Here is a 17,746-nt window from a genome sequence, read left to right as displayed (position 1 = left end):
CTTCACATATTAGTTTGTTATAAAAATATACTTATTTCTGTTTTATGAGTTTAAATTTCGACCAATAACTTAGGGTTATAGATAAAAGTCGTTTTCGTCTTACGTCTTTAAGGTTTTATAAAAGGTTAAAGGAATATTATTCAGTAATCATGTAGATTATAGCGTACTAAGTTGTATTTGTAGGTTTTAAGAGCGAGAATTTATGCTGTGTTTAGGTGCGTATTTGGGGGTAAATACTGCTTTTTGTAAGATAAAAAATACGTTTTGTGTTAGGGATTATCCTAGTGATAATGGGCTTTTAGGTTGTGTTTTGATTATTTGTCGAGAGCTAGAGGTCATTGGTCGAAATAGTTACCTGTTAACTTTAAAGAACTTATAAATTTATTACATTCTTAATGTAAATTTTAAAAGTATTAATATTAAAAGTATTCTATATTGTTTAATCAATATTGAGTGTTGATTAATATTTTTGCCTGAAAATAAAATTAAGAATATCTAAAAAAAAATATTGTTAATTAACTCGAATTTCTATGAAAATTAAATTAAAAAATTTCTCTTTCTATCGAAAAAAAGAGCACTTAAGTTTTTTCTTGAGCGTATTGGTTTTTTCGTGCGTTTCTGCCAGTTACGGTTTGGAACCTATTAAGAGTGTAGAATCTAAAAAAACTACAAACTATTTACAACAACAAGTAAAAGGACTTATTACAGACGTTAACGGGCAACCTATTCCGGGTGTTAATATTGTTGAAAAAGGTACAACAAACGGAGTTCAATCTGATTTTGATGGGGGCTTTTTTATTAGTCCATCAAACGAGAATGCCGTTTTGGTGTTTTCATTTGTTGGTTTTCTTACAAAGGAAATCCCTATAGGTAACCAAACAGATATTACAGTTATACTAGAAGAAGATATATCTCAACTAGATGAAGTTGTAATTGTTGGTTTTGGTTCTCAAAAATCAAGCAAAGTTGTTAGTTCTATTGCTCAAGTTACTGCTGAAGAGCTAAAAATAGATCAAAGACCGGTAACTAGTGGGTACTCTGCTTTAATAGGAGCTGTTCCTGGCTTGGTACTAAGCAATAATAATGGTTCTCCTGGTGCTGTACCAAATATTTCAATTAGAGGAACAAGTACTCTTAACGATGGTACTTTACTAATTATAATAGATGGGTTTGAAGGCTCTCTATCAGATATTGATCCACAAAGTATAGAAAGTGTATCTGTATTAAAAGACGCATCTGCTGTTGCTGTTTATGGTGCTCGTGGAGCTAACGGTGTTCTACTTGTAACAACTAAAAGAACTAATAGAGACGAAAAAGTAGCTGTAAGTTATAACTTTAGCTCATCGATACAATCTAAACCAGATTTACCTTCAACATTAAACTCATTAGAGTATATGGAGTTTCAGAATACAGTAGAACCTGGTAAATGGGATGATACAGCATTAGACCTTGCAAGAAGTGGGTTTTATCCAGATACAAATTGGGCAGATGAACTTTATGAAAACACGGCATTACAACAATCTCACAATTTAACACTTACAGGAGGGTCAAAAAACACAGGGTACTTAATGTCTGCTAGTTATTTAACACAAGACGGTCTATCTTTAGGTGATGATAAATTTGAAAGATTAAATCTACGTTTAAAAATAGATACAGATGTTACCGATTGGTTAACAGTGGGAGTTAATGCTTTAATTAGTAATAGGACTGATACAAGTGTTATTACTGTTACAGGTAGTAATGTTAGAGGTTTACCATTTTTTCCAGTGCAGAGTGAAGATGGTTTATGGGTAGGTAATGGTTCGAGTGCCAATAGTAATCACGTAGCAGATGCTGGTTCGGGTTCTTTTGATACGACAGATTTAGATCGTGTTAACTTACAATTATTTGCACAACTTAAACCTGTAAAAGGCTTAACCATTGAGGAACGTGTTTCAATAATTAAAACAAACTCATTAAGAAGAGATTGGGATAATATATATGACATTGTTACATTTGATGCGTCGGATCCAGATTCATATACAAATCCAGATTCAGCAAACAGAACGTATATAAATGGACTAACACAAGACAGAAGACTTTCTTTAACCTCTTTTACTGGTAAAACCATTAGATCTTTAACTTCTGCAACTTACGATTTCGAAAAAGGTAAGCATGCAGCAAAAGCCTTTGCTGCCATTCAAACGGAAACGGGTGAAGATGAGGCATTTCAAGCCGCAAGAACAGGTTTCTTTTTTGATAATATCCTTTCATTGTCCCTAGGAGATATTGCAGATGCTGATGTAGGAAATAGTACAGGTAATGCAGAAACTAGAAATGGAAATGAAACTACATTATCTTATATTGGAAGATTAAATTATAGTTTTGATGATAAATATTTAATTGAAGCTGCCTTTAGAGCTGATGGTTCTTCTTATTTTTTAGAAAGTAATCAATGGGCCTACTTCCCTTCAGTAGCTGTTGGGTGGGTTGCTTCGAAAGAAAATTTTTTAAGCAATGCTAACTTTATAAGTTTATTAAAATTTAGAGCTTCTATTGGACAAGCCGGAGATGATGGTGGTTTAGGAGCTGTTACACAACAATTAGTTAATTTTTCTGCAGGAGGTTATCCTATAGGAGGGACAATAGGTTCGTCACTTAACGTAGCTACTTTTGTAAACCCAGATTTAGTTTGGGAAACATCTACAATTACCAACATAGGAGTTGATGCTTCATTATTTGGAGGTAAATTTCAATTCGAATTAGATTACTTCGATAATAAGCGTAAAGACATTCTTTCAAATATAGAAGGAACAGCATATGAATATGGCTTTGGTGATGCCCAAGGTAACCCTTACGACTTACAAAGTTGGGGTTGGGAATTAAACTTAACTCATAAAAATAAAATTGGAGATTTTGGTTATAGAGTTTCTGGAAATATTTCTAGTTATGACAACAAAATCACTCGTATTCAAGAAGATTCTACAGATCCTGATTTTCAAGTTGGATTAAGTGCTAATAATCGTTTAGGTTATGTTACTGATGGTTTCTTTGATGATGCCAATGAAGTTGCAGCCAATGTGTCTAGTGATGGGGCAACACTTATAGATCAAAGTGGTGTAGGAGGTTCTGATGTTGGAGATTTCAAATTTGTCGATCAATTAACCGTAGATACCGATGGTGATGGAACTATGGATGCTAGTGATGGCATCATTAATGGTGATGACCGTATTATAATTGACAGTAACAGTGACACCAATTTCAACTTCGGTTTTAATCTAGGTTTTTCATACAAAAACTTATCTTTATCTGCTCGTTTTTATGGTGCACTAGATAATAACCAGTACTTAAACACGACTAATGCATCACAACCATTTTTAGGAGATGCCGTACCTTTTTCTTACCAAACAGATGTATGGTCATCAACTAACACAAATGCATTATATCCTGCACTTACTACAACTGGTCCATTACAAGATTGGAACCTTGGAGTAGACCACCTTATAATAGATGCAGAATATATCAAATTACAAAACATTACTCTTAATTATGATTTTGGCCAAGATATACTTAGTAAAATTTCATTCATAAAAAGTATGAACTTATACGTATCTGCTGAAAACTTAGGTGTTATTTGGACAAACAGTCCGCTATACGATAGTGGTTGGGATCCAGAACTTGGTGTAAGTGCAGTGCAATATCCATTACCTTTTACAACTGCAGTTGGTCTAAATATTAAATTCTAATATTATGAATAATACACAACATAAATCCATACAATTAATTAAAAAGTTTAATATGAAATATATAAAAACATATAAGATTATACTTTTGGTTACATTACTTAGCACGTTAGTGTCTTGTAATGATTTCTTAGAAGTGGAAGATCTTGATCAGTATGAACTCACGAATCTTTATCAAACAGAAGAAGATTTAACTTTTGCTCTAGATTTTTTATACTTTTCTCTTCCAACAGCAAACCTTGAAGACAATGTATTTGCTATAGACAGTGATCAGGCTTATTTATTGCCTTATTTTTGGACAGATGATGCAACCCACAGAAATATTAATGGTGCAGGTTTTAACGGATCGGACTTTGTATGGAGCGAAAATACGAGAGCTTTAAGGTCCTTTTATAGGTATCAAGATATCGCTGATATTAACTTTTTCTTAGAAGCACTTCCAGGAGCAAGTTTTACAACAGAAGCTAACAGGGCTAGATTTGGTGCCGAAGCACGGTTTTTAAGAGCTTGGATATACGAATCTATGCTATTTGCTTATGGAGATGTCCCTCTTTTAACAAATACCATTGCGCCAACAGAACAACCAACTAGAACCCCTAGACAAGAAATTTTTGATTTTGTAATTACTGAGTTAGATGAAATTGACGATTTATTACCAAACTCATATAATGCTGAAAACTTAGGTCGTATTACAAAAGGAGCTGCGCTGGCTTTAAAGGCAAGAACGTATTTAAATGCTATTGGCTGGGTTAGTGACGTTAACGCAATGTATGCTGGTGCTGAAACTGCTTGTGATGAAATAATTAATGATATTGGTGTTTACGCTTTAGTTCCAGGTATAGAGGGTTTTAAAGCCCAATTCACTGTTGAGAGTGATTTGGTTTCTCCAGAAACTATTCTTGCTAGACATTGTGCACTAGAAACAGGAACGGATAGAGAAGACAACAAACTATCAAGACAAATTGCACTTAGAGGCTCTTATGCAAATAGCGGTACTGGACAAAGACGAGCTGGTTATAGTTCTGATTTTATAGAAGAAGTACAAACTATAAATGGATTATTTCCTAAAGATGATCCTAGTTATGATCCCACTAATCCTTGGATAAATAGAGATCCAAGACTTGGAGCTTCAGCTGTTTTATCTGGAGATATAGTGCCTGCAACAAGTGGTCTAGATGATGAATATGAATTTCAACCACACCCAAATATTGATCCTTCGAGAGATAATATAGAAACCGTAAACAGTCCAACAGGTTATCTTTTTAGAAAATATTTAGATTACACAGCGGTTGATATGGAAGATGCTGAAACCGATTTAAAAATAATTCGGTATTCTGAAGTTCTATTAATGTATGCTGAAGCTTTAGCTGGTCAAGGTAGAGATGCTGAAGCATTACCGTACTTAGATGAAGTTAGAGATCGCGTTGGTATGCCAAAATACGCAGATATAGGTTTACCAACTGTTACTAGAGGAACAACAGGTAATCAAATGATAGATGCAATCCTTTTAGAAAGACGTTATGAATTTGCAGGTGAAGGCCCACAAAGATGGTTTGATATCTGGAGATATAAATTAGCCGACCAAGTTATAAAGCCTGTATTTGGTATCCCTGTAAGTGAAGCAGAACCAGGAGACTTAGTAGGTGAAAAATATAGAGCTAGTAATAATGACAGTTTTGAAAGAGTATGGGATGATAAATATTACTTATTACCAATATTTTTACCATTCTTAGATGCGAATACTAATTTAACTCAAAACCCTAACTATTAAAAATAGTTAAATTAGTAAAAGTTATCAAAAAAGTAATATATATGTTTATATTACTTTTTTGATAACTTTTTTTATTCCATTAAATTTAAGTGTGTTAAAGGGAGAGGGTATAGATTAATTAGAACTTATTTTTTAACAAAAAATCATTTTGCAGGTTTCTCAAACCAATATTAAGCTTTACTTAAGAGACTAATTAAATAGATCATAACTTTAAAGAAACAAACTTCCTAATTTTTTTAGTACATATATTAATCAATATTAATTTTAGATGATAATGTTAATCTAACACAGAATCCTGGGTACTAAAATTCAGAGTATTTATTCATAATAAAACCTCCAATGATTTTAAATCATTGGAGGTTTTTAATTTGGTTTAAACACCTAGAATATTAAAATTTTATATACCCCAATACCATAATTTAATCAATTTTCTATTGTCTGTATAAAAAGGGTTCTTTTTTAGTTAATAAAAAATTAACATGATTTTAATACTTATTTGTCGAATGGCAGGTGTTGTTTGTCGAAATTCTTATCTTCATTACGTTTAGAATATATAGGTTTATTATGTTTTTAACATTGTTTTATGAAAATAAACGCTGCAAAACCGAATTCCTTTAAGAATTTTTTTGCTTTCGTTTGTTTTTTTTAGAAGATGTTTAAAGACGAAAAGCTACTACTAACCACAAAATTTTTTAACTATTAATTAACTCACATTTCTATGAAAATTAAATTACACAATTTCGCTTTCTATCGAAAAAAAAGGCACTTAGGTTTTTTCTTGAGTGTTTTGGCTTTTTCGTGTGTTTCTGCAAGTTTTGGTTTGGCGCCAAACACGAGTGCAGATTTAAAAGTAACGCGTAGTTATTTGCAGCAACAAATAACAGGAACAATTACCGATGTTAATGGGCAACCTGTACCAGGTGTTAATATTAGGGAGAAAGGAACAGGAAACGGAGCGCAATCAGATTTTGATGGAGGCTTCGCTATAACACCGTCTAAAGAAAATGCTGTGTTAGTGTTTTCATTTGTTGGATTTAAAACTCAAGAAGTTACAGTAACTAATCAAAAAGTTTTAAAAATAACTTTGGAAGAAGATATTGCTGCTCTTGATGAGGTTGTTGTTGTTGGGTATGGTACTCAGAAAAAAGTAAATTTAACCGCAGCAGTATCTCAAATTGGTGCAGAAACTTTTGAAAACAGACCTTCAGCAAACGTTGCTCGTTCATTACAAGGTTCTGTACCAGGTTTACAAATTAGTAACTCGTCTTCTGGTGGAGCACCTGGTGCTGATACCAATATAAATATACGTGGTTTTTTAACTAGCGCAGGTAGCGGTGGTAATGTTCAAGAATCTTCGCCATTAGTGCTTGTAGACGGTATTGAAATGAATTTAAATGATATTGACCCTGAAAGTATCGAAACTGTTTCTGTACTTAAAGATGCTGCAGCAGCATCTATTTATGGGTCGCAAGCTGCTGGTGGGGCTATATTGATTACCACAAAAAGTGGTAGTAATATGAAAGGGAAGATGAGAGTAACTTATAGTACTAACTTCGCTTTAACGAAACCAACAAAAATACCTGAATTAGCCAGCGCTATTGATTTTGCTTATACAGTTAATGATTCTCGTATAAATAATAATCAAAATCCATATCACGATGAAACAGATTTAGCTAATATTTTGGCCAATATGGCAAACCCTGGAAGTGCGCCATCATTAGGTGTTAATGCTGCGGGTACAAACTGGAACTATACCAGTATTGGAATTGATGCTACAGGTGCTACCGATTGGACTGATGTTTTATATAAAGATTGGGCTGAAAGAACTAAACATAACTTAAGTATATCAGGTGGAGATCAAAAAATAAACTATTATTTCTCTGCAGGGGCTTATGATGAAGGTGGTCTTTTGAAAGTAGGAAATGAATCTTTTCAACGATACAATCTTGATGCAAAAATTTCTTCACAAGTTAATAAATGGTTAAAAATAGAGTTATTAACTAAAGTTTTAAAAAGCTACTCAGATTACCCAACGCAAGGAGGGACAGATAATGACTTATCAGGAGTTTTAGACTTATTATCTAAAATAAAACCAACCTTTCCATTAGTAGATCCTATTTATGGAGAAGAATGGCTTGGACACTCTTATTTTCCGTTTTGGGATACTCAACGTGTTAAAACAGAAAAAAATCAACTTGTTTTATTACCAAGATTTATTATTGAGCCTATTAAAGACTTGAAATTAAATGTTAATCTTAATTATAAAAGAAGTAATAACTATGAAGAAGAGAGTATTTTATCAGTTCAAGAAATAAGACCTAACGGCTTTATTGATAGAGTAGCGCAGCAAAACACTTCTTATTCTCCGGCTTTCGCAACAACCGAATATTTTTCTCCAAACATTTTTACGACTTATGATAAAGTAATTGGGAACCATACTGTTAATGCTACCGTAGGATACCAAAGTGAGGTAAACAATTTTCATAGTTTAGGTGCACAGACCGATTATTTAATTTCTGATAATGTAGTTTCTATAAATGCATCTTTGGATGATGACCAACTTGTAAGTGAAGCTATAACACATTGGGCAACACAAAGTGTATTTAGTAGATTTAGATATAATTACAAAGAAAAATATTTATTAGAATTTAGCTACCGAAGAGATGGTGCTTCTAGATTTGCTCCAGAGGATAGATGGGCTGGTTTTCCAAGTTATTCGGCTGGATATAACGTAGCTAAAGAGGATTTCTGGCCTATAGATGCTATTAGTACCTTCAAATTAAGAGGGTCTTATGGTACATTAGGAAATCAAAATGTTAGTAATTATTTATATTTATCTAATATAGAATTAAATACTGGCGGAACAAGCTATTTGTTTGATGGTCAGCGCGAAACTTACACTTTTACGCCAGGTTTAGGCAGTGAAAACTTAACTTGGGAAAAAGTAAAAACTACCGATATTGGTTTTGATCTTAGCGCATTTAACAACAAACTGGATATAGGTTTTTCTTGGTATCGCACAGATATCGAAGACATGGCTACAAGTGGTCTTAATTTACCTGCACAGTTAGGAACAGGTGCTCCTGTAGCAAACGCTGGAATTTCAAGAGTTCAAGGATGGGAAGTAGAGGCTAAATGGAGACAAAATATAGGTAAAGATTTTAGTTATAATATTAGAGCTGTACTTTCTGACTATACAAGAAGCATTGTAGATTACCCTGTTCCTGATGGAACAGCAACACAATCTTTAACTCAAACCTACTACCCAGGACAGGATTTAGGTGCGATTTACGGTCTTACATGGGATGGCTGGTTTTTAACAGATGAAGAAGCTGCAAATCACCCTGTAGATCAAAGTGCAGTTACTGGTTGGGCTTATTCAGCTGGTGATACAAAATATAAAGATCTTGATGGTGACGGATCTATAAACAGAGGCGCATGGGAAGTTGGCGACACTGGAGATTGGAGTGTACTTGGTAATACCACGCCTCGTTATCAATATGCAGTAAATCTTGGTTTTGTATATAAAAATTTAGACTTTAATGCTTTTATACAAGGTGTTGGAAAAAGAGATGTCGTAGTATCTAATCACCAAAGATTTAGAGGTCCTGCTCAAGGTGCATTCCATGCTAATGTTTGGGTAGAACACTTAGATTACTTTAGACCTGAAGATACTACAAATCCATTAGGGCCAAATTTAGATGCTTATTTCCCAGCACCATACTCTGCTAACCCAGGTAGAAATAACAAAAATTATAGTCAAGTAGTTGACCGTTATATACAAAATGGAGCTTATGCCAGATTAAAAAGTTTACAATTAGGATATACAATTCCTAAAGATGTAACTAGCAAGCATGGTATAACCAATTTTAGACTTTATGTTACTGGAGAAAACCTATTTACAGTTAATGATATGCTCTTCTTTGATCCAGAAAATATTACAGCTGGTGTAACAGGTAGTGCCATATCTTACCCGTTACAGAAAATTGTATCCATGGGATTAAATGTATCATTCTAATTATAAAATTGTAGAAATATGAAAAATATATTAAAATTATTTATTTTAAGTACAGCAGTGACTTTGTCGTCTTGCGATGACTTTTTAGAAAAAACACCTTTAGATGTTGTCTCGGAGGTTGATTTTTATAGCACACCTGGTGATTTAAGAGCATCCGTTAATGCTTTTTATAATGATTTGCCAAGTTGGTCAAATACTTCTGTAGGTTTTTCTGTATTACCCGATCTCGATTCTGATATGGGTATTGCTGAAAATATTAACTCTAGACTTAGTGGTCAAACAGGTATAGCTACAGAGTCTTCAAACTCAGTTTGGAGTTGGGACGAGGTAAGAGAAGTTAATTGGCTTTTAGATCATGTAGATCAAGCAGAAGGTGATCAAACAGAAATTGACCAATATATAGGAGAAACTTATTTCTTTAGAGCGTATTATTATTTTAATCTTTTAGTTGATTATGGTGATTTACCAATATTTGATAAATATTTTGATGATAAGGATGAAGAGTTTTTATTTGCTGCTAGAGAACCAAGAAATGAAGTAGCCGATTTTATACTTTCAGATTTAACCACTGCTATTTCTTTATTACAATCTTTTCCAGATATCGCAACAAGTCCTCGTGTAAGTAAAGAAGCTGCACTATTGCTAAAAGCAAGGATTGCTCTTTATGAAGGTACATGGGAAAAATATCACAATGGTACAGCTTTTGGAGTAGCTGGGTCTAATGGCTCTGCTTATTTGGAAATCGCTGCAGATACTTCTGAAGAACTTATCGATAGTGGTGTGTTTACGCTTCATGATGATTACTCTACTTTATTTAACCAAATTGGGCTTAGCGGTAATAGCGAAGTGATGCTTTGGAGAGATTTTAATGACGATTTAGGTTTTAATAATAGCTTACAAATTTCTTGGCCTAACCGTTGTGCTTATACTAGGGAAGCAATACGTACCTATTTATGTATTGATGGCGACCCTATTTCAGTAAGTGATTTATATGATGAAGGAGATAAGTCTTTAGCGACCATAGAAGTAGACAGAGATCCAAGATTAGCGGCTTTAATAATGGTGCCTGGAGATTTAATTAAAAGAGATGGTAGCTCAACTGTTGCTTATATAGCTCCTGATTTTACTACTGCCAATGCAGGACTTACGGGGTATGAATCACAAAAATATAGAAATATTGACATAGATCCTGTTACTAGCGATTTTACTAAAAACACGTCTAAGGTTATAATGCGTTATGCTGAAGCGTTATTAATTTTTGCTGAAGCTAAAGCAGAATTAGGTACTATTACTCAGGCCCATTTAGAAAAGTCTATTAATAAGCTACGTACCCGCGTAGGTATGCCTGGTATAACGTTAGGATCAATAACTACAGATCCTGATTGGCCAAATTATGGCTATGACCTTACAGATATTTTATATGAAGTCCGTAGAGAACGTACTGTTGAACTTATGGCAGAAGGCTTTAGACTTGATGATTTATTACGTTGGAGAGCTCATGAATTAGTTAATGGAACAACCCCTAGAGGTGCGTATTTTTATGATGGTATTGTAAATTCAGATACACCCGAATCAAATGTAACGCTAGATTCTGAAGGTTATATTGCACCATTTATTAATTCAGATCCTTATAATTTTGATGAAACTAAAGCTTATTTATTGCCTATACCAAGTAATGAATTAATACTTAACCCTAATTTGTTGCCACAAAATCCAGGTTGGTAAAATTTAATAATTAGTTTTTAATTAAAAAGCTCAACATCAAATTTTGATGTTGAGCTTTTTGTTTTATCATAAAAAAACAATGAAACAGATTTTTACATGGCGTCTTTTAATTCTTGCTTTCAATAATTGTTTTTTACAACCCTCTACTAGATTTCCATAAGAATAAAGAGTTTTGCATATTAACCATTCTAAAATAGACACCACAATTTCAGTATTAAATTAGCCATATTTAGTGGTTTGTAATCCAGTGGCTGAACAAGGGAATCTTATTCTTTTATAACAGGAGCATGAGGGATTACAATACCAAAGCAAAAGGCTAATCTCCATAATTTCTCAATTTTCTCATTTCATAACAAAAAGAACAGACTTATTACATAAAGTGTAGTATAAGTGTAACCCCCTTTTATTAATGGTTTACATAGGTTTTTTGTTAATTTACGTATTGTTGTTTGGAGCGAGAATTAACTGCTTTACCAAATTGTAGATAGTTTTTTACTAAAACCAATAATGCCTAATTTTAAATCAAAAAAATAATGAAACAGATTTTTACATCACTTCTTTTAATTGTAGTTATTAATAGCAGTTCTTTTTCGCAAACTTCAACTGGGTTTCCAGAAGAATATAAAGTTTTACATATTGAACCTTCTAAAACAGATTCTACAATCTCAGAAGCAAATTCACCACATTTAGTAGTTTATAATCCAGAGGCTAAACAAGGGAAGCTTCTTTTCTTTATGCCAGGAACAGGAGGGATTGCACTAAAAGGGCCAAAGAGCTTATTTGCTACAGCCGTAAATCAAGGCTATCACGTTATTAATATATCATACATTAACACACCAGCAGTGGCGCAAATTTGTAGAGGAAAAGTGCTTGCTGAAAATTCTAATTGTACTAAAGAATTCAGAACTAGACGTATTTATGGAAATAATAATTTCTCATTAATTGATGATGCTCCTCAAGATGCCATAGTGAATAGATTAACTAAGTTACTTATTTATCTATCGGAACATGATAAAACAGGTAATTGGGATACTTACTTAGAAAATGGAGTTCCTAAATGGAGTGAAATTGCAGTTTCTGGTCAGTCTCAAGGAGGCGGAATGGCCGCTTTTATAGCTAAAGAACAATTGGTATCGCGTGTAGTAGATTTTTCCGGAGGCTGGGATTATTCAGATAAACCAAAAATAGCGAAATGGTATTATTCACCAAGTGTAACACCAAGCGATGTTTGGTATGGTACATATCATGTTACAGAACCTGCAGCCAAAATAATAAAAGAAAGTTATGACGCTATGGGGATTCCAGAAAGCCATATTTATCCTTTTAATTTACCTGTTCCAGAAGGTAAAAAAGGCCATTCTAACGGTGTTAGAAATATTGGATATGTAAATGATTGGATAGAATTATTGGGTAAGGGTAATTAAGCTTCAATAATTTTTATTTCTTGATTTTTTTTATAATAAAAATGCGGTATCTGTAAATTTTTTTAGAGGCTATTTTTTTTAATAAAAAGGAGGTACTTTTACGTAGAAACCCATGCTTTTTTTAAACTTATAGTTCTTTATAATGCGTAATATATATATCAATATATTTTTTTTAATAGCTTTTTCAAATAGCATATTTGGGCAGGAGCATGAGGAAAAGCATATTGATTATTCGCAACAACGAAAAAAAGTAAGAGTTTTAGTCAATCAAGGGGAAATGGAACAAGCCCTAATGTTAAGTATCGATATTATTGAAAAGGCAAAAAAGCATAATGAAGATGATGCCGTTGCATTAGGGTATATCCAAATTTCGGGTATACTATGTACTATAGGGAAACATTTGGAGAGTTTGCAGTATTTGGATTTAGCAGACCAAATAATTTCCGAAGAAAAATTAGTGACAGCAAAAATTAAAATTTACGAAAATTATGGTAGAAATTATTCTGCACTAAAACTAAATGATAAATCCATTAAATTTCTGAATAAAGGACTTCGTCTTTATGAAACCAAAAAAACAACTTCCTCCGAACTCTTAGCCACGTTATATATTAATAAAGCATCTGCTTTTTTAAATACAAAACACAAAATAGATTCTTCATTATTTTATCTTCATAAAAGCTTAAAAATTAAGGAATCATCTTTTAAGTATGCCGTGATTTCAAATTATTATTTAAAAACAAATAGAAATATTGACTCTGCGAGGTATTACCTAAATAAGTCTAAGATGTTCATGCAGGGAAAAAAGGTTTCGGCATACCATAAATCTATTTTATTACAAGCGCAGGGTAACTTTTATAAATCTATTAAAGAATATCAAAAAGCTATAGATTATTATGAAGAATGCCTAAATATTTCTATTAGAATGAAGAAATATATAGAGGTTAAATTGGTGTATAAGCTCCTTTCTGAAACCTATGAGTTGCTTAATCAAGAAAGCCGAGCGCATGAGTATCTTTTGAAATACACCACTTTTAATGATAGCGTAAATATAATATATAAAAAAAACGTAGATGTTGTAATAAGTGGGTTTTTAAAAAGTCAAGAGCAAAACCATAAAGAAAAAGAAAAACAATTTAGTTACTTGTTAGGGGGTGGGATTTTACTCTTCATTACAATAACAGGGTTTGTTATCTATTACTATAGGAAAAAACGTTTGGGTTTAATAAAAGATAAAGAAAACGTTATAAAGCAGAAAAACTTAGAGCGTGATAAACTTAAACAAAAGCTTAACGTAGCTTTTGATGAGGTGATTTCTTTAGCGAAAGAAAATGATGCTTCTTTTTTAATTAGATTTCAAGAGGTGTATCCCAAAGTATGCGAAAAACTTTTGGAAGTTAATTCGAAACTAGTCAACACAGAATTATCATTATGTGCTATGATTTGGCTTAACTTTTCTTCAAAAAATATTGCACAATACACTCATGTTCAACCAAAAACAGTGCAAACTAAAAAATATAGATTACGTAAAAAACTAGACCTTCCAGAAGGCACCAATCTTTACGTTTGGATTAAAAACTTATAATATTTGTTGCTTAAAACACATTCTTCTACCACACTCTATTTAAATATAAAGCATACAACTAGTCATTCCGCCGTCTGTTTTTAAAAATACGCCATGGAATTTCATTTTAGATATCCATAATTTTAAACCCGCCATTTTTATAATCTCCTAATATCTTCAATCTATATTTAAAATATAGCAAAACATCTGTGTTTACAATAGATGTAGTATAAGTGTAACCTCCAAAACACGGTCTTTTTTACGGTTTTTATGTTTATTTACGTAGAAGCTAAGGCTAAACTGCATGATAAAATAGTGCTAGTTACACTCTACTTCAAAACTAACTCTCACTCAAATTAATTAACTTTATGAAAACAAGAACTGCAAAATTACTTATTCTATTTCTAGTCACTCACCTATTAAGTACGCAACATATTTTTTCTCAAGAAAAAACAATTTCAGGAAATGTTGTAGATGAAACAGGATTGCCTGCTACCGGAGTTAACATTATAATAAAAGGAACTTCAAGAGGTGCTCAATCTGATTTCGATGGAAATTATGCCATTAAAGCCAGCCCAGGGCAAACGCTAATTTTTTCATATTTAGGTATGGAAACCCAGGAACAAGTTATTGGTACTTCCGCTACTATAAATATTACCATGAAAGAAGATGCGCAGTCCTTAGACGAAGTTGTAGTAACCGCAATGGGCATTGAACGTGCCGAAAAAACATTAGGTTATGCCGTTAGTTCAATAAAATCTGAAGATTTTGAAGAAGCAAGAGAAACCGATGTACTTCAAGCATTACAAGGTAAACTATCGGGGGTTCAAATTACCGGCGGCGGCGGCGGTGTAGGAACTTCTACAAAGATAACAGTAAGGGGGCTTACTCGTATATTTGGAGATAATAACCCTTTATGGGTCATTGATGGGGTTCCTATATCAGATAGTAATAGTTCAGACGGTGGTATTTCAGGAGGAGCAAATTATGGAAACAGAGCCCAAGATATTAATCCAGATGATATTGAAACATTAACCGTACTTAAAGGTGCATCAGCCGCAGCTTTATATGGTTCAAGAGCATCTAATGGTGTTATTGTGGTAACTACTAAAAAAGGGAAAGGAAAAGGCGTAACCATTACCTATAGTTCAACCATGCGTTTCGATTCTCCTCTACGACTTCCAGATTTCCAAAACAGCTATGGCCCAGGTAGTTTAGGAGTTTATAGTGAGGCTGATGGCGATAATATAAAAGACGCCTCTAAAGGTTGGGGACCTGCAATTTCTAGCGGAACAGCCTACACAGATTATGCAGGTAATTTACAAACCTTTACATCGAATCCAGATCTTCAAAAAGATTTTTATGATTTAGGTTCAACTAAGGTAAATAGTTTTTCAATTTCAGGAACTTCAAACGAAGGAAAAAACAATTATAGAGTAAGTACTTCTTATAGTTCAAATGAAGGGATTTTACCTGGATCGTCTCTAGACAGATTGAATTTAGGACTTAAAGCAGGTTCTGAATTATCCGATAAATTAAACTCTGTATTCAGCATAAATTATATTAACACAGGTATAGATGGTGCAGTGGCAACAGGGGCAAATGACCCGAATATATTAACAAGTATTATAAATACTTTACCAAGAATTACCAATATAGATGTTTTTAAACCATGGGTAGCCGATGATGGAGTAACACAGCTATCTCCTGTTGATGCTGATGGAACCAATAACCCGTATTGGATTGTTAATGAAAATCAAAGAACAGCCGATACCGAAAGATTTTTTGGAAATGTGGCGCTTACTTATAGTCCTATAGATCATTTTTCTATGTTAGGAAGAGTGGGATATGATACCTATAACACAAAATATTTTAGAAATAACCATAAAGGAACCATAGGACTTCTTGAAGGTAATTACAGACAATCTACTACAAGCAGAAACGAAATAACTTTAGATTATTTAGCAACTTATGATAATTCTTTTGAAGATTTTGATGTCACTTTAAGAGGAGGAATGCAATGGAACCAAAGAACAACTGATATTATTGGTAATATTGGTGAAACGCTTACCATCCCAGAACTTTTTGCCCCAGGTAATGTAGCAAGTAATGTCCCTTTTAACAATTATTCTCAAACACGTGTTTTTGGAGCTTTTGGAGATTTTACAATGACTTATAAAAAATGGCTTACCTTAAATGCAACCGCTAGAAACGATTGGTCTTCTACATTACCAGAAGCTGATAACAGTTATTTCTACCCATCTGTAGCGTTAAGTTTTATTTTTTCCGATGCCTTTAATATTAAGAGTAATATTTTTAGTTATGGTAAATTAAGAGGAAACTGGGCTAACGTAGGGAGTGATACAAGCGCATATCAATTAGATTATTTGTATTATCCTCAATCAAGTTGGTATGGACAATTTAGTACAGGAGGAACATTTCCTTTTGATGGTCAGCTCGCTTTTTCTGGTCCAAACTCCCTACCAAATTCAAACTTAAAACCAGAAAATCAATTAAGTAAAGAAATTGGTATTGAATTAGGATTTTTTAAAAACAGATTTACATTAGATGCAACTTATTATAAGACTAATACTACCGATCAAATTATAGCATTATCTACCTCGCCTTCTACAGGGTATAGTTCTGCTTGGACTAATTTAGGAGAAATCTCAAACACAGGTTTTGAACTGGAATTAGGAATAAAACTGATTAGAGCTAAAGGGTTTAAATGGGACGTAAATTACAATTTTACAACTAATGAAACCATTATTGAAGATTTAGGCGATTTAGGTGTATATACTATGGCAAGTACCTATAACGGTTTAACAGTAGCTGCCGGAGAAGGACAAAGTATAGGCCTATATGGAAATAGATTTGCTAGAGCTGTAGATGAAAACGGAGATACTATAGAAGATCAAATACTAGTAGGAAGTACCGGTTTACGTTATGAAGGTAACACAGAACGCTTAGGAGATATAATGCCAGACTTTACTATGGGGCTTACTTCTGTATTTAGTTATAAAGGTTGGAGACTATCCACAACTTTCGATTGGAAAGAAGGCGGTGTTTTGTATTCGCAAACCGTATCTAACCTAAGAACTAGTGGTTTGGCTGCAGAAACAGCTGTAGATAGAGAAACACTTTTTGTAGACCCCAACACCTTTGTTGATAATGGAGATGGCACTTACTCTGAAAACACAACACCAATACCAAGCGTTCAAAGTTATTGGAGTAACTATTCTGCCGCCAGAATTCATGAAAGCAACACGTTTGATGCTACTTATATAAAATGGAGAGAGCTAGCCTTGTCTTATTCATTAAATAAAAAGCAGTTAAAAAAGACGCCTTTTAGCAGTTTAAGATTTAGTCTGCAAGGAAGAAACATAGCCATTTTTAACACGAGTATTCCTCATATTGATCCAGAAACAAATTTGTTTGGCTCAAGTAGTAATGGAGGAGGTATAGAATATAATGGTTTGCCTTCAACAAGTAGTATTGGGTTTGGTGTAAACGTTAAATTTTAAA

At 33.3% G+C, this 17,746-nt stretch carries 7 protein-coding genes; all 7 read left to right on the top strand.

The features are described from left to right. Positions 1-530 precede the first annotated feature (530 nt). The 7 genes from BM246_RS16645 (at position 531) to BM246_RS16615 (ending at position 17,745) form a co-directional block, all read left to right on the top strand. A complete protein-coding gene (locus BM246_RS16645; protein ID WP_074939445.1) occupies positions 531-3,725 on the top strand; it encodes a SusC/RagA family TonB-linked outer membrane protein in 3,195 nt (1,064 codons plus the stop codon). A gap of 52 nt (positions 3,726-3,777) precedes the next feature. Next, positions 3,778-5,493, top strand: coding sequence for a RagB/SusD family nutrient uptake outer membrane protein (locus BM246_RS16640; protein ID WP_175489811.1), 1,716 nt, complete (start codon positions 3,778-3,780; stop codon positions 5,491-5,493). Between the two features lie 718 nt (positions 5,494-6,211). Continuing rightward, positions 6,212-9,511 (top strand): SusC/RagA family TonB-linked outer membrane protein, encoded by a 3,300-nt coding sequence (locus BM246_RS16635; RefSeq protein WP_074939439.1) that lies wholly within the window; start codon positions 6,212-6,214, stop codon positions 9,509-9,511. An 18-nt stretch (positions 9,512-9,529) separates the two neighbouring features. Beyond that, positions 9,530-11,236, top strand: coding sequence for a RagB/SusD family nutrient uptake outer membrane protein (locus BM246_RS16630; RefSeq protein WP_074939437.1), 1,707 nt, complete (start codon positions 9,530-9,532; stop codon positions 11,234-11,236). 533 nt (positions 11,237-11,769) lie between these two features. Next, complete coding sequence (locus BM246_RS16625) at positions 11,770-12,660, top strand: BPSS1187 family protein (RefSeq protein ID WP_074939435.1); 891 nt, start codon at positions 11,770-11,772, stop codon at positions 12,658-12,660. Between the two features lie 142 nt (positions 12,661-12,802). Continuing rightward, positions 12,803-14,242, top strand: coding sequence for a transcriptional regulator (locus BM246_RS16620; protein WP_074939433.1), 1,440 nt, complete (start codon positions 12,803-12,805; stop codon positions 14,240-14,242). A gap of 347 nt (positions 14,243-14,589) precedes the next feature. Further along, positions 14,590-17,745: a SusC/RagA family TonB-linked outer membrane protein gene (locus BM246_RS16615; protein WP_083415841.1), complete on the top strand. Its 3,156-nt coding sequence runs from the start codon at positions 14,590-14,592 to the stop codon at positions 17,743-17,745. Position 17,746: the final 1 nt, after the last annotated feature.

It is taken from the genome of Algibacter lectus (assembly GCF_900112395.1).
Taxonomy (GTDB): domain Bacteria; phylum Bacteroidota; class Bacteroidia; order Flavobacteriales; family Flavobacteriaceae; genus Algibacter; species Algibacter lectus.
The sequence above is the reverse complement of the archived record's forward strand: the minus strand, read 5'-3'. Positions and strand labels throughout refer to the sequence as shown.